The 22096-nt window shown below is 67.2% G+C and carries 18 protein-coding genes; 2 read left to right on the top strand and 16 right to left on the bottom strand.

The window, feature by feature from the left end:
* Positions 1-157: 157 nt before the first annotated feature.
* The 14 genes from FPY90_RS00990 to dinB form a co-directional block, all read right to left on the bottom strand.
* Positions 158-913 carry a cell division protein FtsQ/DivIB gene (locus FPY90_RS00990; RefSeq protein WP_071213505.1) on the bottom strand — a complete coding sequence of 252 codons (756 nt, stop codon included), beginning with the start codon at positions 911-913 and terminating at the stop codon, positions 158-160.
* Entirely contained in the window at positions 913-2313 is a 1401-nt protein-coding gene (murC, locus tag FPY90_RS00985) for a UDP-N-acetylmuramate--L-alanine ligase (protein ID WP_498683361.1), read from the bottom strand. The genes FPY90_RS00990 and murC overlap by 1 nt, the downstream gene beginning before the upstream one ends.
* A gap of 5 nt (positions 2314-2318) precedes the next feature.
* The gene (gene murG / locus FPY90_RS00980; protein ID WP_498683359.1) at positions 2319-3446 is read right to left on the bottom strand and encodes an undecaprenyldiphospho-muramoylpentapeptide beta-N-acetylglucosaminyltransferase; all 1128 of its coding nucleotides are present in this window, start codon (positions 3444-3446) and stop codon (positions 2319-2321) included.
* Between the two features lie 39 nt (positions 3447-3485).
* Entirely contained in the window at positions 3486-4775 is a 1290-nt protein-coding gene (gene ftsW / locus FPY90_RS00975; protein WP_071213508.1) for a putative lipid II flippase FtsW, read from the bottom strand.
* A 9-nt stretch (positions 4776-4784) separates the two neighbouring features.
* Positions 4785-6329: a UDP-N-acetylmuramoyl-L-alanine--D-glutamate ligase gene (murD, locus tag FPY90_RS00970; protein ID WP_071213509.1), complete on the bottom strand. Its 1545-nt coding sequence runs from the start codon at positions 6327-6329 to the stop codon at positions 4785-4787.
* On the bottom strand, positions 6311-7414 hold the full coding sequence (gene mraY / locus FPY90_RS00965) for a phospho-N-acetylmuramoyl-pentapeptide-transferase (protein ID WP_071213510.1): 1104 nt from the start codon (positions 7412-7414) through the stop codon (positions 6311-6313). The genes murD and mraY overlap by 19 nt, the downstream gene beginning before the upstream one ends.
* Positions 7411-8886, bottom strand: a complete 1476-nt coding sequence (locus tag FPY90_RS00960) for a UDP-N-acetylmuramoyl-tripeptide--D-alanyl-D-alanine ligase (RefSeq protein WP_498683354.1) — start codon at positions 8884-8886, stop codon at positions 7411-7413. Before FPY90_RS00960 ends, mraY begins: the two co-directional genes overlap by 4 nt.
* Positions 8887-8899: 13 nt before the next feature.
* Complete coding sequence (locus tag FPY90_RS00955) at positions 8900-10528, bottom strand: UDP-N-acetylmuramoyl-L-alanyl-D-glutamate--2,6-diaminopimelate ligase (RefSeq protein ID WP_498683353.1); 1629 nt, start codon at positions 10526-10528, stop codon at positions 8900-8902.
* The gene (locus tag FPY90_RS00950; RefSeq protein ID WP_498683351.1) at positions 10528-12357 is read right to left on the bottom strand and encodes a peptidoglycan D,D-transpeptidase FtsI family protein; all 1830 of its coding nucleotides are present in this window, start codon (positions 12355-12357) and stop codon (positions 10528-10530) included. Before FPY90_RS00950 ends, FPY90_RS00955 begins: the two co-directional genes overlap by 1 nt.
* A 74-nt stretch (positions 12358-12431) precedes the next feature.
* The gene (gene ftsL, locus FPY90_RS00945) at positions 12432-13157 is read right to left on the bottom strand and encodes a cell division protein FtsL (protein ID WP_071213514.1); all 726 of its coding nucleotides are present in this window, start codon (positions 13155-13157) and stop codon (positions 12432-12434) included.
* Between the two features lie 2 nt (positions 13158-13159).
* Positions 13160-14188 carry a 16S rRNA (cytosine(1402)-N(4))-methyltransferase RsmH gene (gene rsmH / locus FPY90_RS00940; protein WP_071213515.1) on the bottom strand — a complete coding sequence of 343 codons (1029 nt, stop codon included), beginning with the start codon at positions 14186-14188 and terminating at the stop codon, positions 13160-13162.
* A 139-nt stretch (positions 14189-14327) separates the two neighbouring features.
* The gene (gene mraZ, locus FPY90_RS00935; protein ID WP_071213605.1) at positions 14328-14756 is read right to left on the bottom strand and encodes a division/cell wall cluster transcriptional repressor MraZ; all 429 of its coding nucleotides are present in this window, start codon (positions 14754-14756) and stop codon (positions 14328-14330) included.
* Between the two features lie 608 nt (positions 14757-15364).
* Positions 15365-15739, bottom strand: coding sequence for an SCO2097 family morphological protein (locus FPY90_RS00930; RefSeq protein ID WP_071213516.1), 375 nt, complete (start codon positions 15737-15739; stop codon positions 15365-15367).
* Between the two features lie 175 nt (positions 15740-15914).
* Complete coding sequence (gene dinB, locus FPY90_RS00925) at positions 15915-17117, bottom strand: DNA polymerase IV (protein WP_498683349.1); 1203 nt, start codon at positions 17115-17117, stop codon at positions 15915-15917.
* Positions 17118-17216: 99 nt separating this feature from the next.
* Here dinB and FPY90_RS00920 point away from each other — a divergent pair, with 99 nt between their 5' ends.
* Positions 17217-18323, top strand: coding sequence for a polyprenyl synthetase family protein (locus tag FPY90_RS00920; protein ID WP_071213606.1), 1107 nt, complete (start codon positions 17217-17219; stop codon positions 18321-18323).
* Positions 18324-18437: 114 nt separating this feature from the next.
* Here the strand turns inward: FPY90_RS00920 and FPY90_RS00915 are convergent, their stop codons facing one another.
* Positions 18438-18794: an Rv2175c family DNA-binding protein gene (locus FPY90_RS00915; protein WP_175475388.1), complete on the bottom strand. Its 357-nt coding sequence runs from the start codon at positions 18792-18794 to the stop codon at positions 18438-18440.
* Positions 18795-18995: 201 nt separating this feature from the next.
* Here FPY90_RS00915 and FPY90_RS00910 point away from each other — a divergent pair, with 201 nt between their 5' ends.
* Positions 18996-20534: a LysM peptidoglycan-binding domain-containing protein gene (locus FPY90_RS00910; protein WP_498683347.1), complete on the top strand. Its 1539-nt coding sequence runs from the start codon at positions 18996-18998 to the stop codon at positions 20532-20534.
* 83 nt (positions 20535-20617) lie between these two features.
* On the opposite strand, the gene FPY90_RS00905 is transcribed toward FPY90_RS00910, so the two are convergent.
* Positions 20618-22093, bottom strand: coding sequence for a sensor histidine kinase (locus FPY90_RS00905; RefSeq protein ID WP_498683345.1), 1476 nt, complete (start codon positions 22091-22093; stop codon positions 20618-20620).
* Positions 22094-22096 lie beyond the last annotated feature (3 nt).

The following is a 22096-nucleotide window of genomic DNA, read 5'->3' as shown; positions in this document are numbered from 1 at the left end:
CAACCGGACCAACGTTAACCCTCAACTCGAAGGTTATAGTTATGTCAAGCAACCGCTATTAAAACGCTATGTTTCGTGGTTCGTACATGCAACGACCAAGGCAGCGTGTCGCCCCTAAGTCGTTCTTTTTTCTTGTAATTATGCCTTTGGCGGACCGTTAACGGGCCACCGGGTGCTGCGGGCTGGAAATGTCGTACACCTTGATCGGTGCCTTCTTGTCCTTCGGGGCCCCCAGAAGTGCTTCAAGAACCTTTGTCTTGAGCGCCGAATCCTGGTCGTTGCCCCAAATCACCAGTGTCCCGTCGTTGAGCTTGAGCTCGACAAAGTCCTTGCTGGTGGCCGTTGCATGATCCACCGTCGCCAACAGCTTATCGGGTAGTTCTGAGAGAACCCGGGTGAGCATCGCAAACACCTTGGGATCCTTGGTCACCTTCGAGGAGCGGATGGTCGGAAGCTTCGGCTTGTCCTTGGCACCCAGCTTCGCCAACCGCTGCCCCTCGGGGCCCACCAGGGAACGCTGCTTGCCTTCCAGCAGCACCGCCACCGGAACGAATTCCACGACCTGGACCTGCAGCGTGTTGTTCGCCTCTGCCTGCACGATCGCGTCCTTCACCGCCGGCTCCCCCGCCAGCAGCTCCATGACCGTGCCGGTCCCGACCCGCGAGAGCGGGACCCCGTGCAGCGGTTCCAGGGCCTGCTGGATCTTCTTCTCGCTGACCAGCTCGTTGCCCGAGACCGTGATCGACTTGATCGCCAGGATCGGGGAAAACGTCAGCACCAGGACCAGTGCCACGACCAGCGCGGCGACCACCGCGCCGCCGATGAGCCAGCGGTTCCTGGCGCGCACCGCGGGGTCCTGCGGCAGGTCAAGGACGTTCGATTCCCCCGGCCCCGCCCCGGTGTTGCCCCGCATCAGCTGCCCGGGCGTTCTTCCAGGGCGGCCAGGATGGCGCTGCCCTGCTCGGTGACGTCCCCGGCTCCGATGGTCATGATGACGTCGCCGGCCTTCGCGGCCGCGGCCAGCACCCCGGCGGCCTGGCCCATGGACACCAGCCCGCCGGCGGTGTTCAGCTCGCGGGTCACCAATTCGCTGGTCACCCCGGGGATCGGGGTTTCGCGCGCCGGATAGATCTCCAGCACGTAGGCCGAATCCGCCAGCGAGAGCGCCGCGGCGAACTCGCGGTGGAATTCCTTGGTGCGGGAGAACAGGTGCGGCTGGAACAGCACGTGGACCGCCCCGTCGCCGGCCACGGCGCGGGCGGCACGCAGCGCCGCCAGCACCTCGGTGGGGTGGTGGGCGTAGTCGTCATAGACCCGCACCCCGGCGGCCTCGCCGCGGAAGTCGAAGCGGCGCGCCGCCCCGGTGAAGGCACCGAGCCCGGCCACCGCGACCTCGGGATCCAGCCCGCAGTCCAGGCCGACGGCGAAGCCCGCCGCGGCGTTGAGCAGGTTGTGGTTCCCCGGCAGGGCGAGCTCCAGCTCCGCGGTTTCCCCCGCGCCCCATTCCAGGGTGCAGGCGAAACGCTGTCCGCGCGGGTGCGCATCGGCCAGCCGGCGGTCGGCGTCCTCGGAGAATCCGTAGGTCTGAACCCGCAGGTCCGGGCGCTCGCGGCGCATCCGCTCGGCCAGGGCCAGCGACCCGGGGTCGTCGGCGCAGCAGATCAGCAGCCCGTCCTCGGGCAACAGGGAGGCAAAGGCGTAGAAAGCCTGGTGCACGGCCTCGACGGAACCGTAGTGGTCAAGGTGGTCGGCCTCGATGTTGGTGACCAGCGCGACGTCCGGGGAGTAGTTCAGGAACGAGGCGTCGGATTCGTCGGCCTCGGCCACGAACACCCGCCCCTGCCCGTACTCGGCGTTGAACCCCAGCGAACCGATGTTCGCCCCGACGGCGAAGGTCGGGGAGATCCCGGCCTCGCGCAGCATGAAGGCGATCAGCGAAGTCGTGGTGGTCTTGCCGTGGGTGCCGGCCACGGTGATGACCCGGTGGCCCTCCATGGTGGCCGCCAGCCCCTCGGAGCGGTGCAGGATCCGCAGCCCGCGGGCCACGGCCTCGTCGTACTCCGGGTTTCCGGCCTTGATGATCGAGGAGATGACCACGGTGTCGGCGTCGCCGAGGTTCTGCGCGGCGTAACCCACGCAGATCCGCGCCCCGGCCTCGCGCAGGTCGTCCAGGACCGGCAGCTCCTTGGCGTCGGATCCCGAGACGTTCAGGCCGCGGGCCAGCATCAGCCGGGCCACCGCGGAGACCCCGACCCCGCCGATGCCCATCAGGTGGACGTTGCCCAGGTTCTCAAGTGTGTGTAGTTCCTGCATGTCCCTTAGCTTCCCGTGGTGGTTGGTGGCGGCGTCGTGCGGCCCAGGCCCTGGCGGATCATTGCGGCCATGACCGCTGCGGCATCGGTCTTGCCCTGGGTCTTGGCGGCAGCCCCCATGGCGGCCAGCGCCTCCTTGTCGGCCAGCAGCGGCAGCAGCGTATTGGCCAGGTACGAGGTGGTGAACTGCGCGTCCTCCACCAGCAGCGCTCCCCCGGCGGCGACCAGGTCGGCGGCGTTCAGGCGCTGCTCCCCGTTGCCGATGGGCAGCGGGACCAAGACCGAGGGGGTCCCGGCCACCGCGAGCTCGCACACCGTGCCGGCCCCGGAGCGGGCGACGATCAGGTCGGCGGCGGCATAGGCCTGGTCCATGGAGTCCACGTACTCGACCTGCCGGTAGCCCGCGGCGGACAGCGGCTTGCCGTCCGGCGCGAGCACCGCCTTGCCGCGGCCGGTGATGTGCAGCACCTGCACCCCGGCGCGCGCCAGCAGCGGCAGCGACGCGGCGATTGTGGCGTTGATCGAGGCGGCCCCCGAGGAGCCCCCGGTGACCACCAGGGCCGGTGCATCCCCGGTGAAGCCCAGGGCCTCGCGGGCCGCATCGCGCTGCGCCGCCCGGTCCATGGTGGCCACGAAGCCGCGCATCGGCATGCCCACCACCTTGGCCCCGGGCAGCCCGGTGCCGCTGAAGGCCGTCCCGACGCCGGCGGCGAAGCGGGCGCCGACCCTGTTGGCCAGCCCGGCCCGGGCGTTGGCCTCGTGGATGAAGATCGGCAGCTTGCGCTTCCTGGCGGCGAGGTACACCGGGGTGCACACGTAGCCGCCGACCCCGAGCACGGCCCGGGCCCCGGCGTCGTCCAGGATCCTCCCGGCGGCCTTGATCGCGGCCAGGAAGCGGAAGGGCAGCTTGAGCAGGTCCACCGAGGGACGGCGCGGCATGGGCACCTTGGCGATGGTGCGCAGCTCGTAGCCGGCCTCGGGGACCAGCCTGGTTTCCAGGCCGTCGGCGGTTCCCACCGCGGTCACGGCGGCGTCCGGGTCCGCCTGGCGCAGGGCGTCGGCGATCGCGATCATGGGGGTGATGTGTCCGGCCGTGCCGCCGCCGGCGACCACCACGGCAAATGCGTCAGTCATGGGCAAGGTGTGCTGCTTTCGAAGGTGTGTCAAGTGGTTTCAGCGTTTGGACCGCGCCCTGGCCAGCAGGGCCGCGAGCCCGCGCGCGGTTCCGGCCGGTTGCAGCCGAACGCGTTGTTCCCGGGCAAAGGACAGTACCACCCCGACGCCCAGGAACGCGGCAAGCAGGGCCGAGCCGCCGGAGGAGATGAAGGGAAGCGGGACCCCGATCACCGGCAGCAGGCCGGTGACCATCCCGATGTTGATGAAAGCCTGCCCGATGAGCCAGGCCATGATGCCGCTGATGGCCACCCGCCCGAAGATGGTCCCGGTGCGCACCGCAATCCGGTACATGGCCACCGCCAGCATCGCGTAGAGCACGATCACGAAGATGGTGCCCAGCAGGCCCAGTTCCTCGCCGAGCACCGCGAAGATGAAGTCGTTCTGCGCCTCGGGGATGTGTGACCACTTCTGCCTCGACTGGCCCAGCCCCACGCCGAACCAGCCGCCGGAGGCCAGAGCGAACAACCCCTGCTGGGCCTGGTAGCAGTAGTCGTTCAGGTCCCCGCAGGCAATGCCCAGCCACGCCAGGATGCGGCCCATGCGGTTGGGCGCCACCAGCACCATCACCAGGATCCCGACCACGCCCAGCAGCCCGGCCAGCACGAAGAGCCTGGCCTTGGCGCCGCCGACGAACATCACCACGGCCAGGATCAGCAGCAGGATCAGCGCGGTGCCCAGGTCGTGGCCCAGCAGCACCAGCCCGACCACCAGCAGCCCGAAGGGCACCAGCAGCGGGATGACGGCGTGTTTCCACTGGTCCATCAGGTTGGCCTTGCGTTCGACCACCCAGGCGCCCCACAGGGCCAGGGCGACCTTGGCGAACTCCGAGGGCTGGATGGAGAAGGACCCGATGTAGATCCAGTTCTTGTTGCCGTAGATCTCGGTGCCGAAGGCCAGCACGGCCATCAGCAGAATCGCTGCGACGCCCAACGCCGGCCAGGCCAGCTTCTTGAGGGTCCGCAGCGGCAGCATCTGCATGCCGACCATGGCCGCGACCCCGAGGATCGCCCACATCGACTGCCGGGAGAAGTCGCCGAAGGCGGACTTGTTCCGGGCGATGGCCTCCACCGAGGAGGAGGAAAGCACCATGATCAGGCCCATGAAGGTCAGCGCCAGCGTGGTGCCCAGCACCACGTAGTAGTTGATCTGGGCGCCGCGCAGCGAGGGGTCCTCGAGGCGGGTGAACCAGGCGGAGGGCCCGCGGGGCTCGCGTCCCCGGCCGCGCGCGGGGCCCGGGGTGCCGGCCTTGGCGCCCTTGCCGCGCGGGGTCCGGGAAGTGCCGCTCACGGTCGCTCCTTACTTGCTTGTCTCCCCCATGAGCGCACGGACCGCGTCGATGAAGGCATTGCCGCGTTGTGCGTATGAGGTGAATTGGTCCATTGAGGCTGCTGCCGGTGCCATGAGCACGGTGTCCCCGGGCTCGGCGATCCCGGCGGCTTCGGTGACGGCCCGGGCCATCACGGCCCAGCCGGCTGCCGAGCCGGTTGTTCCGGCCGCGGTCTCCCGTTCAGTTTCGCGCACGCCGGGCCCGATCACGGGCACCAGTGGCGCGTGTCGTTCAAGGGCTTCGCGCAGCTTGGCGGTGTCGGTGCCGATCAGCACCACCGCCTTGAGCCGGGTGGCGTGCGCCGAGACCAACTCGTCGTATTCCACGCCCTTGGACAGGCCCCCGGCGATCCAGATGACCGAGGAGAAGGCGCCCAGCGAGGCGTTGGCGGCGTGCGGGTTGGTGGCCTTGGAATCGTTGATCCACAGCACGTCGTCGCGGCGGGCCACGGCCTGGATGCGGTGGTCCCCCGCGTCGAAGCCGGCCAGGCCCCTGGCGACCGCGTCGGGTTCGACCCCGTAGGCGCGGGCCAGGGCGGCAGCGGCCGCGGCGTTGGCGGCGGTGTGCCGGGGCACGACCTCGCCGATGTCCTTCAGGGCGATGAGTTCGGCCGCCGAGTTCCTGCGGTCCTCCAGGAAGGCGCGGTCCACCAGCAGGTCCTCGACCACCCCGACCATGCTCACCGCCGGGACCCCGGTGGTGAAGCCGATGGCGCGGCAGCCCTCGATGACGTCGGCGTTCTCGACCATGGCCTCCACCACGGGCTCCTCGGCGTTGTAGATCGCCGCGACGCGGGTCCGCTCGTAGATCTTGGCCTTGTCGGCCTTGTAGTTTTCGAACCCGCCGTGCCAGTCCACGTGGTCCTCGGCGATGTTCAGCACCACGGAGGCCAGCGGGGAGATGCTGTGGGTGAAGTGCAGCTGGAAGCTGGAGAGTTCCACGGCGATCACGTCGAAGCCCTCCGGATCCCGGATCGCATCCAGGATCGGGGTGCCGACGTTGCCGGCGGCAACCGCGCGCAGGCCTGCGGCCCTGAAGATCGCCTCGGTCATCCCCACCGTGGTGGTCTTGCCGTTGGTCCCGGTGATGACGACCCATTCGGCGGTCTTGCGGCCCGCCTTCTCGCGCACGCGCCAGGCCAGTTCCACGTCGCCCCAGATCTCGATCCCGGCCTCGGCGGCCGCGGCGAGCATGGGTTGGCGCGGGTTCCAGCCCGGGGAGGCGATGAGCAGCTGCGGGGCCGCCCCGTCGATGAGCGGCAGCGCGTCGGTGTGCGCGGGGCCCAGCAGCACGTCGGTGGCGCCGACGATCTTCAGCGTGTCGGCCCGCGAGCGGTTCACCTCGGTGTCGGCGCCGTCGATGACCACGACCTTGGCGCCGAGTTCGATCAGCGTGTCGGCGGCGGAGAAGCCGGACAGGCCCAGGCCCGCCACGACGACGCGCAGCCCCGCCCAGTCCGATTCCCAGCGGACCAGGTGCCCAAGATTGACAGGTGTCACAGTCCAACGACCCATTCGGAGTAGAAGATGCCCAGCCCGGCGGCCACGAACAGCCCGCCGAGGATCCAGAAGCGGACCACCACGTTCTCCTCGGCCCAGCCGGAGAGCTCGAAGTGGTGCTGCAGCGGCGCCATCTTGAACACGCGCTTGCCGCCCGAAAGCTTGAAGAACCCGACCTGGATGATCACCGAGAAGGTGATCATCACGAACAGCCCGGCCAGCACGACCAGCAGCACCTGGGTGCGGGAGAGGATGGCGAAGGCCGCCACGGCGCCGCCGATGGCCAGCGACCCGGTGTCGCCCATGAAGATCTTGGCCGGCTTCGCGTTCCACCAGAGGAACCCGATCAAGGCGCCGCAGAGGATCGCGCCGAGCAGGGCCAGGTCCATGGGGTCGCGCACGGTGTAGCAGACGTTGGCAGCCTCGTGCAGGGCACAGGCCTGGTTCTGCTGCCAGATCCCGATGATGGTGTAGGCGCCGAAGACCATGATGGAGGCGCCGGTGGCCAGCCCGTCCAGGCCGTCGGTGAGGTTCACGCCGTTGGTGGCGGCGGTGACGATCAGGTTGGACCAGACCACGAACAGCACCAGGCCCAGGACCGGGCCGGCGAAGGCCAGATCGATGTTGGTGTCGCGCAGGAAGGAGATCGCGGTCGAGGCCGGGGTCAGGCCCTTCTCGTTGGGGAAGTTCAGCGCCAGCACGGCAAAGCCGATGCCCACCGCCGCCTGCAGCACGATCTTTTCCCAGGCGCGCAGGCCCAGCGAGCGTTTTTTGGCGATCTTGATGAAGTCGTCGAGGAACCCGACCACGCCCATCCCGCCGAAGAGCAGCAGCAGCAGCAGCCCACTGGAGGTCACCCCGGCGGAGGGCCGGCCCATCAGGGACAGCAGGCCGTGGGTGGCGAAGTAGCTCAGGATCACCGCGGCGATGATCACGACCCCGCCCATGGTGGGGGTGCCGGACTTGGTGGCGTGCGAGGTGGGTCCGTCGTCGCGGACCACCTGGCCGTACTGCCGGCGCTTGAGCATGCGGATGAACAATGGCATGGTGACCATCGTGAAGATCAAGGCGATGCCTGATCCCATGATTAGAGCAATCACAGTGCGGTGCCCTCCTTTGCGGCGGGTGCGCCGTTGTTGGTTCCGGCAATCTGGTCGCCCAGGTGCCGCAGGCCGGCACCGTTGGAGGACTTGAACAGCACGATGTCCCCCGGGAGCAGGTTTTCGTTCAGGATGCGGGCGGCGGCCTTGGCGTCCTCGGCGTAGTACGCCTCGTCGCCCCAGCTGCCCTCGAGCACCGCGGAGTTGTAGGCCAGCTTGGCCCCGCGCCCCACGACGAGCAGTTTCTTGATGTTCATGCGCACCGCGATGCGGCCCAGCATGTCGTGTTCGTGGCGGGATTCCTCGCCGAGTTCGAGCATTTCGCCCAGCACCGCCCAGGTGCGCCGGGCGTTGCCCTGCGCGTCGGGCAGGCCGAGTTCGGCCAGCGTGCGCAGCGCGGCGCGCATCGAGTCCGGGTTGGCGTTGTAGGCGTCGTTGATGATGCTCACCCCGTCGGCCCGTTCGAAGCGTTCCATCCGCCAGCGGCTGGCCGGGCCCAGGCCCTGCAGGGTCGCGGCGATCTTCGCCGGTGCCAGGCCCAGGTATTCGGCCACGGCGGCGGCGGCCAGGATGTTGGCCACGTGGTGGCGCCCGATGAGCCCGGAGGTCACCGGGTGCTCGGTGGCGTCGGACGCCACGAGCGTGAAGACGGGGTGGCCGTTGGCGTCGACGTCCAGGTCGCGGGCCCAGACGCCGGCGGCGTCCCCCGCGGTGCGCTGGACGCCAAAGCGCAGCACCGGCGCAACGGTGCGGGTGTGCATGGCCGCGACGAGGTTGTCGTCGTTGTTCAGCACCGCGAGCCCGGTGGCGGGAAGCGCCTCGACCATTTCGCCCTTGGCCTTGGCGATGTTTTCGATGCCGCCGAATTCCCCGGCGTGGGCCGATCCGACGCCCAGCACGACCCCGACCTCGGGGTGGACCATGTCGGTGAGGTAGGTGATGTGGCCGATGCCGGTGGCACCCATCTCCACGACCAGGTACTTGGTCTCCGCGGTGGCCCGGAAGACGGTCAGCGGGACGCCGACCTCGCCGTTGTAGGAGCCCAGCGGGGCGATGGTCGGGCCGAGTTCGCCCAGCAGCGCGGCGAGCAGGTCCTTGGTGGTGGTCTTGCCGGCCGACCCGGTGATGCCCACCACGCGCAGCCCGTTGGAGGCCTTGAGTCGCTCGACGATGGCCGCGGCGATCTGGCCCATGGCGATGACGGCGTCGGGGACGATGATCGCCGGGTGGACGGTGCCGTCCTGCGCCACGGTTTCGCGCTCGGCCAGGGCCAGCACGGCACCCTGCTTGAGGGCGGCGTCGATGAAGTGGTGTCCGTCGGAGGACTCCCCGGGCTTGGCCACGAAGAGCCAACCGGTTTCACAGGCACGCGAGTCGGTGTCGACCCCGAGGACGGAGGTGTCGGCGCTGGCCGAGGAGGTGAGTCGCCCGCCGGTGATTTCGGCGATTTCGGCGGAAAGAAGATCAATCATGGCAACTAGGACTTTACCCTTCATCCGCGGGATCGGTGGAACCGGAAGCCGGTTCCAGGGGGTGGAAGCCGTTGGCGAGCAATGCCCGGCGCAGCTCCTGCCGGTCGTCGAGTTCCAGGTTCACGCCCATGACTTCCTGGAAGACCTCGTGGCCGCGCCCGGCGACCAGGATGGTGTCGTGTTCCCCCGCCATCGCCGCCGCGGCGGCAATTGCGGCCGCCCGCGGGTGGATCTCGTGGACCTCGGACCCAAGCCCGTTGGCGAGGATTTCGGCCCGCGCGCCGGCGGCGACCGCCTCCCGGATCCCGGAGGGGTCCTCGGAGTGCGGGTCGTCGTCAGTGACAATGACCACGTCTGCGTGTCTGGCGGCCACGGCGCCCATGACCGGGCGCTTGGTCGCGTCGCGTTCGCCGGTGGCCCCGAAGACCACGATGACCCGGGAACCCGGCTCGGTGGAGCGCACCGAACCCAGGGCCCGGGCCAGGGCGTCTGGGTTGTGGGCGAAGTCGACGATGGCGGCCGGGGATTCGGCGATGACCTGCATCCGGCCGGGCACCTGGACGGTCAGCGGGTTGGCGGCATCCAGGGCCGCCTGCAGCTGCCCCGGTTCGACCCCGGAGGCCAGCACCATCACCACGGCCAGGGCGGCGTTGGAGACGTTGAAGTCCCCCGGCAGGCCGGTGACGGCGGTGAGCACCTGCTCCCCGGGGCCGTGCAGCTCGAAGCGGTGCCCGAGGCCGGCCGGGCGCACGTTGGCCACGACCCAGTCCGCGTCCGTTCCGGTGCCGGTGGTGGCCAGGGTCCAGACCTCCGCCGTGGCCTGGGCGGCCATGGCACGTCCCCAGTCATCGTCGACGGTGATCACGGCGCGGTCGCTGCGTTCCAGGTCGAAGAGCTCGGCCTTGGTCGCAAAGTATTCCTGCATGCTGCCGTGCAGGTCCAGGTGGTCCTGGGTGAGGTTGGTGAAGCCGGAGACCGCGAAGCGCAGCCCGTCGACCCTTCGGTAGGACAGCGAGTGGGAGGACACCTCCATGGTGGCGGAGGTGACGCCCAGTTCGCGCATGCGGGCCATCAGGCCGTGCAGCTGCGGGGCCTCGGGGGTGGTGAGGATGCTGGGGATCGGGGTCTGCCCGGCGGAGATCTCGATGGTGCCCACCAGGCCGGTTTCCCGGCCCAGGGCGCCGAGCACCGAGCGGATCATGTAGCTGGTGGTGGTCTTCCCGTTGGTTCCGGTCAGCCCGAACAGCTCGGGGCAGTCCTCGTCGGTCCCGTAGATGAGGGCGGCCAGTTCCCCGACGACCTCGCGCACATCCCCGGCCAGCAGCACCGGCAGGCCAGGCGCCGAGGCGGCGGCTTCGCCCTCGATGTCGGTGAGGATCGCGGCGGCACCGGCCTGCGCGGCGGCGGCGGCAAATTGCGCGCCGTGGAACCGGGCCCCCGGAGCGGCGACATAGAGGTCCCCGGGCAGCACGGCGCGGGAGTCCAGGCAGATGCCGGAGACCTGCGCCTCGCCGTTTCCGATGATGTTCGCACCCCGCCCGGTTTCGTGCAGGTATTCGAGCATGGCTCGCAGGGTGGTGGTGCGTTGTTTCAGCGGGCGCAGCAGCGCTTCCGCCGCGCGGGGTGTGAGGGCTTCAGGCATTACCAGGATTTCTTTTGTTCGGATCCGATGAACACGTCGTACCCGTTGGGCTTCGAATTGCTCGGCGGAACGTTGTAGGCGTTCAGGGTCTTGCCCATGACTTCGCTGAAGGTGTCGCCCACGGACCAGGACTTCCAGTCTCCCTTGGGGCGGTACATGGTGACCACGACGGCGATCTGGGGGTCGTCCAGCGGGGCGACCCCGGCGAACGAGTTGGTGTAGCCGTCGTAGCCGCCGTTTGGCCCGGCGGCCTGGCCGGTGCCCGACTTGCCGCCGACGCGGTAGCCGGACACAGCCATCTTAGTACCCGTTCCCTCCAGGACCACAGTCTCCATCAAGCGCAGCATCTCCTTGGAGGTCTTCGCGGAAACCACGCGCTCGGACTTGGGTGCCGCGGGCTTCTCGATGGTGCCGTCGGGGTTGACGTAGGAATCGATCAGCGTCGGATCGATGCGCACCCCGCCGTTGGCGATGGCCTGGGTGATCTGCGCGGTGTGCAGCGCGGTCTGGGTGTAGGCCTGGCCGAACATGGTCGCGTACTGCTGGCGCCGTTCCCAGTCCTGCGGCTTGGCCAGGATGCCCTGGCTGGCCCCGGACAGGCCGATGTTGATGGCCTTGCCGAGGCCGAACTTCTTCATGTACTTGTAGCGGGTCTCGTTGCTCATCTTGTTGCCGATCATGACTGTGCCGGTGTTGTAGGAGCGGGCGAAGATGCCCGCGACGGTCATGTCGTAGGTGGAGTGCTTCAACGAGTCGTTGATGGTTTCCTTGTTGATGGTGTACGCGTTGGGGACCTTGAAGGCGTCGGTGGGCTTGACCACGCCCTCCTCGAGGGCCGCGGCGAAGGTCGGGACCTTGCCGGTGGATCCCGGTTCGAAGGCCTGGGTGATGGAGGCCGAGCGGCGGAACGTTGCCTCGGTGGCGCTGGGGTCGTTGGGGTCAAGCTGGTTGGAGTCGCCGATGGCGATCAGCCGTCCGGTCTTGACCTCGCTGACGATCACCGAGACCCATTCGGCGTTGAACTGCTTCTGCTTCTTCAGCGCCTCTTCCTGGGCGATGAAGTTGATGTCCGCGTCCAGGGTCAGTTTCACGTCCTGCCCGTCGACCGCGGGGACCTCGGTGGTCTCGGCGACGGGGATCCGCACGCCGTCGGCGCCGACCTCGTAGGTCCGCGTTCCGGGGGTTCCGGTCAGGCGCTTGTCCTGGCTCATTTCCAGGCCCTCAGCGCCCTTGAGCGACTGCTGGTCGTCGGTGTTCATCACGAAGCCGATCAGCGGGCCGGCCACCACCCCGTTGGGGTACTGGCGTTCGCTGCGCAGCTGTCCGGTCAGCGTGGGGATGCGCAGTTCCATGACCGAGTTGCGGACCTCGGGGGTCACTCCCTTGGCCACCACGGAGTAGGCGTTCTTCTTCGCCCCTGGATCGCCCACGATCGCGGTGCGCACGGTGTCGATGTCCTGGTCGATGAGCTGTGCCAGCTCGCCCACGGCCTGCTCGATGCTTACCGATTCCCGGGTGGTGCCGCCGGAGAGCTTCTTGCGCACGATCGGCTTGTCGGCATCGACCTTCCGCTGGTCGATGACCAGGTCGTAGCGATCGACGCTGGTGGCCAGGATCGTGCCCTTGGAATCCAGGATCTGGCCGCGCTTGGGTTGCGTTTCCTGGACCCGGGTGCGATTGTCCACCGCTTCGGCGGCCACGGCCTTGGCGTTGAGCGACTGGACGAAAAACAGCCGTCCGCCGGTGATCAGCAACAGCACCAGGGAGATCGCCACCACCATGCGCAGGCGCAGGTGGGTCGTTCCGGTGGTTGGGGATTTTGGTGGCATTCGGTCCTCAGCTCAATACCGGGTGGGCGTGGTGGTGCGTAGCGGGGCCTGGTGCGGCCCCGGTTCCGGGGGTGCTACTGTCCCGGGGTCTTCAGGCTTGGTGCGGGGATCGTCCCGCCATTGAGTTGGGCCGGGGAGAAGTCGGGGCGCGAGCCGTCCGCCGGCACGGGGGTCCGGGCGACGGTGGACTTCGGCGGCACCTCGGCGGCCACCGGGGGTTCGGTCGCGGCGTCCCTGGCTGCCGGTTCAGCGGTCTTGCCCTTGGCCTCGGTCGTGGTTGCGGGCTTGGCCGGGGCTTTTAGGATCCCGCTCTTGGCCTTGTTCTCGGCGCTTGGCTTTTCGGCCGCCGTGGCGGTCCCGGCGACCTTGCCGGTGTCCAGGTTGATGGCCGCGGGCGCGCCGGGCTTGACCATGCCCAGGTCGGCAGCCTTCTTGGCAACCACCTGGGGGGATCCCAGGTACAGCGCTTCCTGGCGCAAGGCCTCGTTTTCCTGGGACAGCGAACGTTCCTGTCCGCGCAGGTCCACCGCGGTGTACTGGCCGTTGGCGATGTACACGTTGATCAGCAGCACCGCCACGACCGAGGCGATGACCAGGACGAAGATGGAGACGATGAATGGAACCCGTCGCTTGGCCCCCAGCGCCGGCACCACCGAGAGGGTGGTGCGGCGCTTGGCGGATGTTTCCTCCGGGCGCGAGGCCGGTATGGGCTGCGGGGCATGGCTGAGCGCGTTGGCACCCTGTGTTGCGGGTAGCTCGATGACGCGAGAACGTACGCGGTGGGGTGTCCGGTTGCTCATACTCAGTTCCTCTTCAGGATGCGTTCCACGGCTCGCAGCTTCGCTGAGGCTGCTCGTGAGTTTTCGGCGATTTCTTGGTCGGTTGGCTTCTCGGTTCCTCGGGTGAGGACCTTGAATTGCGCCTTGTGTTCTTCAAGCTCCACGGGAAAACCCGCCGGGGCCGATGACTTGGATCCGGCGGCGAAGTGCCGCTTGGTGATCTTGTCTTCCAGCGAGTGGTAGCTCATCACCACCACCCGTCCCCCGACATGCAGGGCGCCCATGGCCGCGGGAATGGCCCGATCGAGCACGTCCAGTTCCTCGTTCACCTCGATGCGTAGCGCCTGGAAGGTCCGCTTGGCCGGGTGGCCGCCGGTGCGTGCTGCTGCGGCGGGGACGACCGACCGGATGGCCGTCACCAGTTCCTCGGTGGTGCTGAAGGGCTTGGCCTTGCGCGCCTCGACGATGGCCGAGGCGATGCGTCCGGCGAATTTCTCTTCGCCCCAGGCACGGATGATGCGCACAAGTTCGGTTTCGCTGTACTCGTTGACGATGTCGGCCGCAGTGGGTCCGCGCGAGGTGTCCATGCGCATGTCAAGCGGGGCGTCATAGGAGTAGGCGAAACCGCGATCGCGTTCATCGAGCTGCAGGGAGGAAACCCCGAGGTCGAAGAGGACCCCGTCGATTCCGTCGAACCCAAGGTCCTCGACGACATCGGCGATTTCGTCGTAGATCGCATGGACAAGGTCCGTGCGGTTTGCGTATGGTTCCAACCGGGCACCGGCGAGGGCCAGGGCTTGCTCGTCGCGGTCAAGGCCGATGAGGTGGACATCCGGGAAGCGCCGGAGCAAGGCTTCCGAGTGGCCGCCCATCCCCAGGGTGCAGTCAACGACCACGGCACGGCCCCGTGCGGCGATTCCGGCTTCGATGCCAGGTGCCAAAAGCCCTACGCATCGTTCGAGCAGTACTGGAACGTGGCGTTCCGAGGCGGGTCGCTCTGCGTTGCCGTCGATATTCACCGCTCCCCCTTTCGCGTGGGCATTTTGCCTCATCTGTTGGCTGAGACCAGATCCCCCTCCGACCCGCTGCTGCCCAGCCTGGCTCCGGGGAAGTGGAGCCAGGATGTGCGTGGCACGGGCGGCTGGAGATCTCGTCCAAGCCACTGACCGGTTTCCAGTCACCATGTGGTGCCTAGAATCCCGGAAGTACTTCGTCATCCGTTTCGGAGAACGAATTCTCCTGTTCTTCGAGGTAGGTATTCCACGCCGTGGAATCCCAAATCTCGACCCGGTTGCCCGCGCCGATCACTGTGACCTCACGGTCCAGCCCCGCATATGAACGAAGCATGGACGGAATGGTGACCCGCCCCTGCTTGTCCGGCAATTCATCCGAAGCGCCGGAGAGAAAAACACGCGCATAGTCCCTGGCCTGGCGTGATGAGATCGGAGCCTGGCTCATTTGCTCATGCTGCTTCTCGAATTCACGTTGGCTAAAGACGTAGATGCAGCGCTCCTGGCCACGAGTCAGAACTAAACCATTGGCTAATTCGTCACGATATTTCGCCGGGAGGATTAATCGCCCTTTCTCGTCCAGGCGCGGTGTATACGTTCCTAGGAACACACAGACCGCCTCCCGGTTGAAAGAAGCAACTTGCCCCATTCCCCTCTATTTCGCTCCACTTTACTCCACAAGCCTCCACTGTCAACGACCATTCCGGCATTTTGAGATGAAAAGAGAACGAAAAGTGTTGATTTTCCGCGGCATTCCGGCGTGGGGGCGAAGTGGAGGGATTTGGATTCAGACCAAACTCCCAGAAAGCGGGATGTGGCGGGGCCCACATTCGGGATTCTGGGAATTCCCGGATTCACAAGGATCTTTAGAACCTGGATGCGAAAATGGCAGGGAAGCCGCCCGCTGCGGTGGGGGCAAGTGGAGGGATTCGGGCAGCGCGCGCGGGCGTGCGGGATCCACCGCCGGAATAAAATTTACGGCGATTGGGCATACTCGGCGCGTCGCCGTGTCGCGCACCGGCTGCGGGGTTGGCCTTGCCTGGCGGCGGCCGACCGTGGCGATCGCCAGCGGCCCGTCCAGACGGCATGGGGCCGCATGCCTCCAGGCGGAGGGCCGGTCCTTAAAAAGGCAAAGGCCCCGCACATGCTGCGGAGCCTTGGCTGGAGTAAGCGGAGGCGGAGGGTCAGGCCTCCGGGCCGCCGGTCAAAGGTGGCTTATCAGGAACCGTGCTCGTCACGCTTGCGCTGTTCCCACCTGTTTTCGAGGTCGCTCATGAATCCCGATTTCTGGGGATTCTTGCCCGCACCGGGCACGCCGCCCTTCTTGGAGCCGCCCTTGCGCGAAAGGGCCAGGTACACGCCGCCAAACATGATGATGAATCCCAGCACGCCCACGATGATCAACTGGCTTGAAACGCCATAGATCAGCACCCCAAGCCCCACGATGCCGATCAAAGCACCCAAGGCAAGATTGCGCGTTGAGTAGTTCCCCGCCGTCGACGCGGATTTCATCGTCGATGCGAAGCGATGGTCTTCGTGTAGCTGCTTTTCCAGCTGCTCCAGAAGACGTTGCTCATGCTCGGAAAGTGGCATCGTCTCTTCCCCTTCACTTCACGGTCCCGGCTCTCGCCTTTACCTACTTGAACGTAATACGCCTTGGCAATGTTCCCGGCCGATACGGCTAGCTAACTTCTACTTCCAGAATAGTCCCGAATCCTGCTAATAAGGTAGTCAGGATTCAACTCGCAGCAGACTCACGGCGAATGTGTCAAGAAGGCTGGTCCGGTTTTTTCTCTTTTTGCCCACGTTCGAGCAGGGAAGCCGGGCGAAGCGCCCCGGCCGGGAACCGGGAACGGATCAAATCCATCGTTGCCTCGGTTTGCCGCCAGTTGTCGTCTCGCGGATCGATGCTCAATTGCATCCCGCCGCCGGCGTCAGCCAGCTTCTCCGCCCGGATACCCACAAGTCGCACGGCCTGGGGCCGCCGGCCAAGCTTTTCAAAAAGTCCCTCCGCGGCAGCGACCAGGTCGCCGGCCGCGTTGCTGGGATACGGCAGGGTCCGGCTGCGCGAGAGCGTGGAAAAATCGCTGTAGCGCAGCTTCAAGGCCACGACGCCCGCCACTTTTTCGGCCTCGCGCAGCCGCGTGGCCACGCGATGGCCGAGGTGGAGTATTTCGCGGCGCAATGCTTCGTCATCCCAGATGTCGATGGCGAATGTCTCCTCGGCACCGATGCTTTTTTCCTCGCGCTCGGTCTCCACGGACCGGTCGTCACGCCCCCAGGCCAGGTTGTACAGGTGGATTCCGGTCGCTCCCAGTCGGCGGCTGAGTGTGTTTTGGGGTGTGTGGGCCAGCTGGGCCACCGTGGTGATCCCCATTTCCCGCAGCACCAATGCGGTTTTGGCCCCCACTCCCCACAGCGCACCCACCGGCAGGGTGTGCAGGTAGGCCAGTGTCTGCTCGGGGCGGATCACTAACATGCCATCGGGCTTGGCCCGTGTGGAGGCAACCTTGGCCACGAACTTCGAGGCGGCGATGCCCACGCTTGCGGGCAACCCCAGCTCGGTGCGCAGCCGTGCGCGAATCATCTCGCCGATCGCCTCTGGAGGTCCCAGCCGCCGGATGCTTCCGGTCACGTCCAGGAATGCCTCGTCCACGCTGAGCTGTTCCACCAGCGGCGTGACCTGGTGGAAGATTTCCATGATCCTGGCGGAATATGCGGAATACAGCCCCTGCGTCGGCGGAATCACCACCGCATGCGGGGCCATCCTCATCGCCACGGCCATCGGCATGGCCGATTTCACTCCCAGTGCCCTGCATTCATAGGACGCCGAGAGCACCACGGAGCGTTCACCCGGATGACCCACGATCACTTGTTCCCCCGCCAGCTCGGGGCGCGTGAGCAACTCGACGGACACGAAAAAGGCATCCATGTCGACATGCAATATCGCGCGCACCTTGCCTTGGGCCATGCACTGAAGTCTAGCCAACGACTCCGACAATCCAGCTGGGGGCAACTGCACGGCTAGAGTTAAGGAAACACCACGTTGCGCAACCTATGGATGGGAATCATGACACTTTATGCTGCGGACACCTCCGACCCCGAAAAGGCACGAGACCTTTCCGCAGACTTCTCGGAACGGCTCGAGACCTTGCTGTCGGAATTCCTTGCAGAACAACATGAAGCCATCTCCGACATCGCCCCAGCGGCGGCGGAAATCGTCACCGCGATCGACGAGCTGACACGCGGCGGCAAACGCTTGCGTCCGCTGTTCGCCTTCTGGGGGTACCTGGGGGCCGGCGGCGATGCCCAGGCCACCGACATCGTGCAGGCCGGCGCCGCACTGGAACTCTTCCAGGCCGCCGCCCTGATCCATGACGACCTCATCGACCGCTCCGACACCCGCCGAGGCCAGCCCAGCATGCACCGACGCTTCGAGTCGCTGCACCGCGCCTCGGGCTGGCACAGGGACGCCCCGCGCTTTGGCGAGGCCGCCTCGATCCTCGCCGGGGACCTCTGCCTTTCGCTGAGCGAGCAGCTCTTCGCCACCATCCAGCCGCTGGTGCCCGAGGCCCGCACCATCTTTGACCGCATGCGCGCGCAGGTGATGGCCGGACAGTACCTTGATGTCCTGGAGGAGTCTGCAGGGCCGGCCTACGGGCCTGCCGAGGCGGTCAAGCGCGCCCGCACCATCGTGCGCTACAAGTCCGCCAAGTATTCCGTGGAAAATCCCACGCTGCTCGGCGGCGCGCTGGCGGGGGCCTCCTCCGACCTGCTGGAACAGTATTCCCGGTTTGCCCTGCCGCTGGGCGAGGCCTTCCAGCTGCGCGACGACGTCCTGGGCGTCTTTGGCGATCCGGCGATCACCGGCAAGCCGGCCGGCGACGACCTGCGCGAGGGCAAGCGCACCGAGATCATCGCGCATGCCCTGACCCTTGCCCCGCCGGCCGACCAGGAATTCATCCAGTCGCGCCTGGGTGCCGATGACCTGCGCGAGGACGAGGTCACCCGCATGAGTGCGTTGCTGGAGTCGTGCGGGGCGCTGGCGGCCACCGAGGCCTCCATCGCCGAGCTCTCCGAGCAGGGCCTGGCCGCCCTGGACCGGCTCACCGTCACCCCGCTGGCACGGCACGGTCTGCGCACCCTGGGCCTGGCGGCAATCCGCCGGACCTCGTAGGAGTAGGCAGGAACGAGAAAAGCGACGGCCCCCACCCCGGATCATCCGGAGGGGGGCCGTCGCTTCTGGTTTGGGTTCGGGGCTATGCACCGGGCAGGTGCAACACGCTGCCTGCTACCAGCTCAACGCCTGGGCGCGGCGGCGGATCTCGGTCTTGCGTCCGGCGCGCAACGCATCCATGGGCGTGCCGTTCAGGGACTCGTCGGGGGTGAAGAGCCACACCAGCAGCTCCTCGTCCTCGTAGCCGGAGTCAACGAGCACCGAGATCGTGCCCTTGAGGCTCTCGACGATGCCCCCGTCCATCACGAAGGCGGCGGGTACGCTGCGGATGTTTCGCTTGCCCACGCGCACGGCAATGATGGCGCGTTCGTCGATCAGGCTATGGACCCTTTTGATGGAAACGTCCAGCGCTTCGGCAAGGTCGGGCAGGGGCAGCCAGTCGGCCACTAGGTTCTCAAGATTGCTCACCATTCCAGCGTGCCACATCCTTGGATGGTTCAGGAGCCATATGAACGATTTCTTGGTGGGATCTTTCACAAATTCCACTCCGTGGTGTAAATTCACATTAGTCACACCTGCACCATGAGTCACAACACGCACATGGGCCACAATCCATGTGCGTTCTTTTGCGACCGAACGATTCGTCCTTGCCCCAACCCAAAGGATCGCTCCATGTCCCTTGCACATAACAATCGCGTCAGAGCCATTGGCAGCGCCGTGGCCACGGTCGCAATCCCTGCAGTTGTCCTCGGTTCCCTCGCACTCCCGGCCGAGGCAGCACCGCTGCCCACCCGTGATGCCCTGACACCCAAGGCCGCCACCCCCGCCATGGTCAAGGCAGCCGAGGCGCGAATCAGCGCCCACCTGGTGGCCTCCCACGTTCCCGGCTCGGTGGTGCCCCTGGCCAAGAAGAGCGGAACCGTCACCGTCAAGAAGAACGACACGCTCTCGCACATCTCCGTGCGCACCGGGGTCTCGGTGTCCGAGCTCAAGAAGATCAACAAGCTTTCCTCCGACCTGATCAAGCCCGGAGACGTGCTGCGCCTGGGCGGCAGCGACGCACGCGCCGCATCGCCCAAGGCCTCCACGAACAACGCAGGCACCTCCGCCAAGCCGGCACAGACCTACAAGGTCGTCAACGGCGATGTCATGGGCGCGATCGCCAAGAAGCTTGGCGTTTCCCTGGACGAGGTCCGCAGCGCCGCCGGCAACCCCGCCAGGGACACCATCTACGTCGGCCAGGTGCTGCACTTCGGATCCAAGGGCTCATCGTCCCCGTCCAAGTCCGCGCCCAAGGGCAACAGCGCCTCCGCGTCCGGAACCTACACCGTGAAGTCGGGCGACTCCCCCTCGATGATCGCCATCCGCCACAACATGTCGGTCTCCGCCTTCATGAAGCTGAACAACCTGTCCAACGGCGACATCATCCGCCCGGGCGACAAGCTGAAGATCAGCGGCGCCTCGAGCGCACCGTCCGCGCCGTCGTCCCCCAAGGCATCGGCTGCACCCAAGGCCCCATCCGGCGGCTCCAGCTACACCGTGGTTTCCGGCGACACCCTGGGACATATTGCGTTGAAGACCGGGACGCCGCTGAACACCATCCTGCGCCTGAACCCGTCGGTGACGTATTCCACCGTCCTGCAGATCGGGCGGACGCTGAAGGTCAACGGCAACGGCACCTCCGCACCGAAGTCCTCCTCGGACGTGAACCCGACCAGCTCGAAGCCGCTGGTGGGCAACACGTTCCTGGGCCGCACCTACAAGAGCGACGTGGTGGGTTCGGCGAACGACAACAAGCGCGAGCTGCTCTCCCGCAACCTGCCCTCCCCCGCGGCCATGCAGGCCATGGTGGCCAGCACCGCCCGCCAGATGGGCGTCGACCCCTCCCTGGCCCAGGCCCACGCCTTCCAGGAGTCCGGCTTCCGGATGAACGCAGTCTCCCCGGCGAACGCCGTGGGCGTCATGCAGGTCATCCCCTCGGCCGGGGAATGGGCCTCGGGGCTGGTGGGGCGCAAGCTCGACCTGCTGGACCCGCAGGACAACGTCACCGCCGGTGTCGCGATCATCCGTGCGCACCAGCGCTCGGCGCCGTCGGTCGAGCTGGGCATCGCCTACTACTACCAGGGCGCAACCGGAGTGAAGCGCAACGGCATGTACGCGGACACCAAGAACTACGTCGCCAGCATCCTGGCACACCGCAAGAAGTTCTAGGCGCTCCGTAGCACCACACAGGCAGGTGGGGCCGGTTCCTTTCAGGAACCGGCCCCACCTGCCTGTCGTTGGCCTGCCTGGCCTCAGCGCCGGGCGGCGACCGGCAACTCGATCACGACCCGGGTCCCGGGTCCCGAGCGGTCCTCCCAGTGGATGTTCCCGCTCAGCTCGCTGGTGACCAGGGTGCGCACGATCTGCAGCCCCAGGCCCTCCGTGCGCGGGCCCGCGGGCAGTCCCACCCCGTCGTCGGAAATGGCCACGCGCAGGATGTCCTCCCCCACGGCGTTGCGCTTGCGTTCGGCGGCCAGCTGGACGGTGCCGTCGCGCTCGGCCAGCCCGTGCTCCACGGCGTTGGTGACCAGCTCGTTGATGACCAGCGAGAGCGGTGTTGCCAGCTCCGCCGGCAGGTGCCCGAAGGCCCCGGACTTCTCGGTCATCACCTTTTGCCCCGGCGAGGCGATTTCCACGATCATCCGGAACTGCCGGTCGATGAGCTCGTCGAAGTCCACGTTCTCGCCCAGCCCCTGCGAGAGCGTCTCATGCACCGCCGCGATCGTGGCGACCCGGCGCATGGCCTGGTCCAGGCCCGCCCGGCCCTCCTCGGACTTCATCCGGCGCGACTGCATGCGCAGCAGCGCCGCCACGGTCTGCAGGTTGTTCTTCACCCGGTGGTGGATCTCGCGGATGGTCGCGTCCTTGGACACCAGTTCCTTTTCGCGGCGGCGCAGCTCGCTCACGTCGCGGCACAGCACCAGGGCGCCGTAGCGTCCCTTGGCGTTGCGCAGCGGGATCGCGCGCAGCGACAGCGTCACGCCCATCGACTCGATCTCGGTGCGCCAGGGCATCTTGCCGGAGACCACCAGCGGCAGCGCCTCGTCGGTCAGCCGGCGGTCCTTGACCAGGGACATCGTCGCCTCGGAGAGCGAGACGCCCTCCAGGGTCGCAGCGGCCCCCAGCCGGCGGTAGGCCGAGACCGCGTTGGGGCTGGCGTACTGGACCACCGCGTCGGCATCCAGCCTGATGAACCCGTCGCCCACGCGCGGGGCGCCGCGCCGGGAACCGGTGGGCGTGGCGAAGTCCGGCCACAGCCCGCGGGTGCACATGCGCAAAAGGTCCTCGGCGCATTGCCGGTAGGTCAGCTCCAGCCGCGAGGGCAGGCGCGAGCCGGAGAGGTCGAAGTGCACCGAAAGCACCGCCAGGGTGCGCCCGTTGCGGACCAGCGGCACGGCCTCGATGAGCATCGAGTGCTCACCGGGCCGCACCGTGCCCGCGTCCGAACGCACGATGTCCTGGGTCTGCCAGGCCTGTTCGACCAGCGGCTTGAGGTCCTTGCGGATCCGCTCCCCGACGAAGTCCGTGTGGAACACGGTGTGCGAGGTGGAGGGACGCACATGGGCCAGGGCCTTGTACGTCCCCTCCGGGACCGGGAACCACAACACCAAATCGGCGAACGCCAGGTCGGCGATCAGTTGCCAGTCCCCCACCAACAGGTGGATCCAATCCTCATCCCCCGGACCAAAGTCGGCGCTCTGGCGTAGCTGGTCCGTGAAGATGGCCATGGA

It is taken from the genome of Arthrobacter sp. C2, assembly GCA_024207135.1.
GTDB lineage: Bacteria > Actinomycetota > Actinomycetes > Actinomycetales > Micrococcaceae > Paeniglutamicibacter.
Note: the sequence above shows the minus strand (reverse complement) of the source record. Positions and strands in the feature narration are given on the sequence as shown.

Bases quoted from the DNA above. Each gene is read 5' to 3' on its own strand.
- FPY90_RS00990 (WP_071213505.1), bottom strand. From the start codon at position 913: ATGCGGGGCAACACCGGGGCGGGGCCGGGGGAATCGAACGTCCTTGAC.
- murC (WP_498683361.1), bottom strand. From the start codon at position 2,313: ATGCAGGAACTACACACACTTGAGAACCTGGGCAACGTCCACCTGATG.
- murG (WP_498683359.1), bottom strand. From the start codon at position 3,446: ATGACTGACGCATTTGCCGTGGTGGTCGCCGGCGGCGGCACGGCCGGA.
- murD (WP_071213509.1), bottom strand. From the start codon at position 6,329: ATGGGTCGTTGGACTGTGACACCTGTCAATCTTGGGCACCTGGTCCGC.
- FPY90_RS00960 (WP_498683354.1), bottom strand. From the start codon at position 8,886: ATGATTGATCTTCTTTCCGCCGAAATCGCCGAAATCACCGGCGGGCGA.
- FPY90_RS00955 (WP_498683353.1), bottom strand. From the start codon at position 10,528: ATGCCTGAAGCCCTCACACCCCGCGCGGCGGAAGCGCTGCTGCGCCCG.
- FPY90_RS00950 (WP_498683351.1), bottom strand. From the start codon at position 12,357: ATGCCACCAAAATCCCCAACCACCGGAACGACCCACCTGCGCCTGCGC.
- ftsL (WP_071213514.1), bottom strand. From the start codon at position 13,157: ATGAGCAACCGGACACCCCACCGCGTACGTTCTCGCGTCATCGAGCTA.
- rsmH (WP_071213515.1), bottom strand. From the start codon at position 14,188: ATGAGGCAAAATGCCCACGCGAAAGGGGGAGCGGTGAATATCGACGGC.
- FPY90_RS00930 (WP_071213516.1), bottom strand. From the start codon at position 15,739: ATGCCACTTTCCGAGCATGAGCAACGTCTTCTGGAGCAGCTGGAAAAG.
- dinB (WP_498683349.1), bottom strand. From the start codon at position 17,117: ATGGCCCAAGGCAAGGTGCGCGCGATATTGCATGTCGACATGGATGCC.
- FPY90_RS00920 (WP_071213606.1), top strand. From the start codon at position 17,217: ATGACACTTTATGCTGCGGACACCTCCGACCCCGAAAAGGCACGAGAC.
- FPY90_RS00915 (WP_175475388.1), bottom strand. From the start codon at position 18,794: ATGGTGAGCAATCTTGAGAACCTAGTGGCCGACTGGCTGCCCCTGCCC.
- FPY90_RS00910 (WP_498683347.1), top strand. From the start codon at position 18,996: ATGTCCCTTGCACATAACAATCGCGTCAGAGCCATTGGCAGCGCCGTG.
- FPY90_RS00905 (WP_498683345.1), bottom strand. From the start codon at position 22,093: ATGGCCATCTTCACGGACCAGCTACGCCAGAGCGCCGACTTTGGTCCG.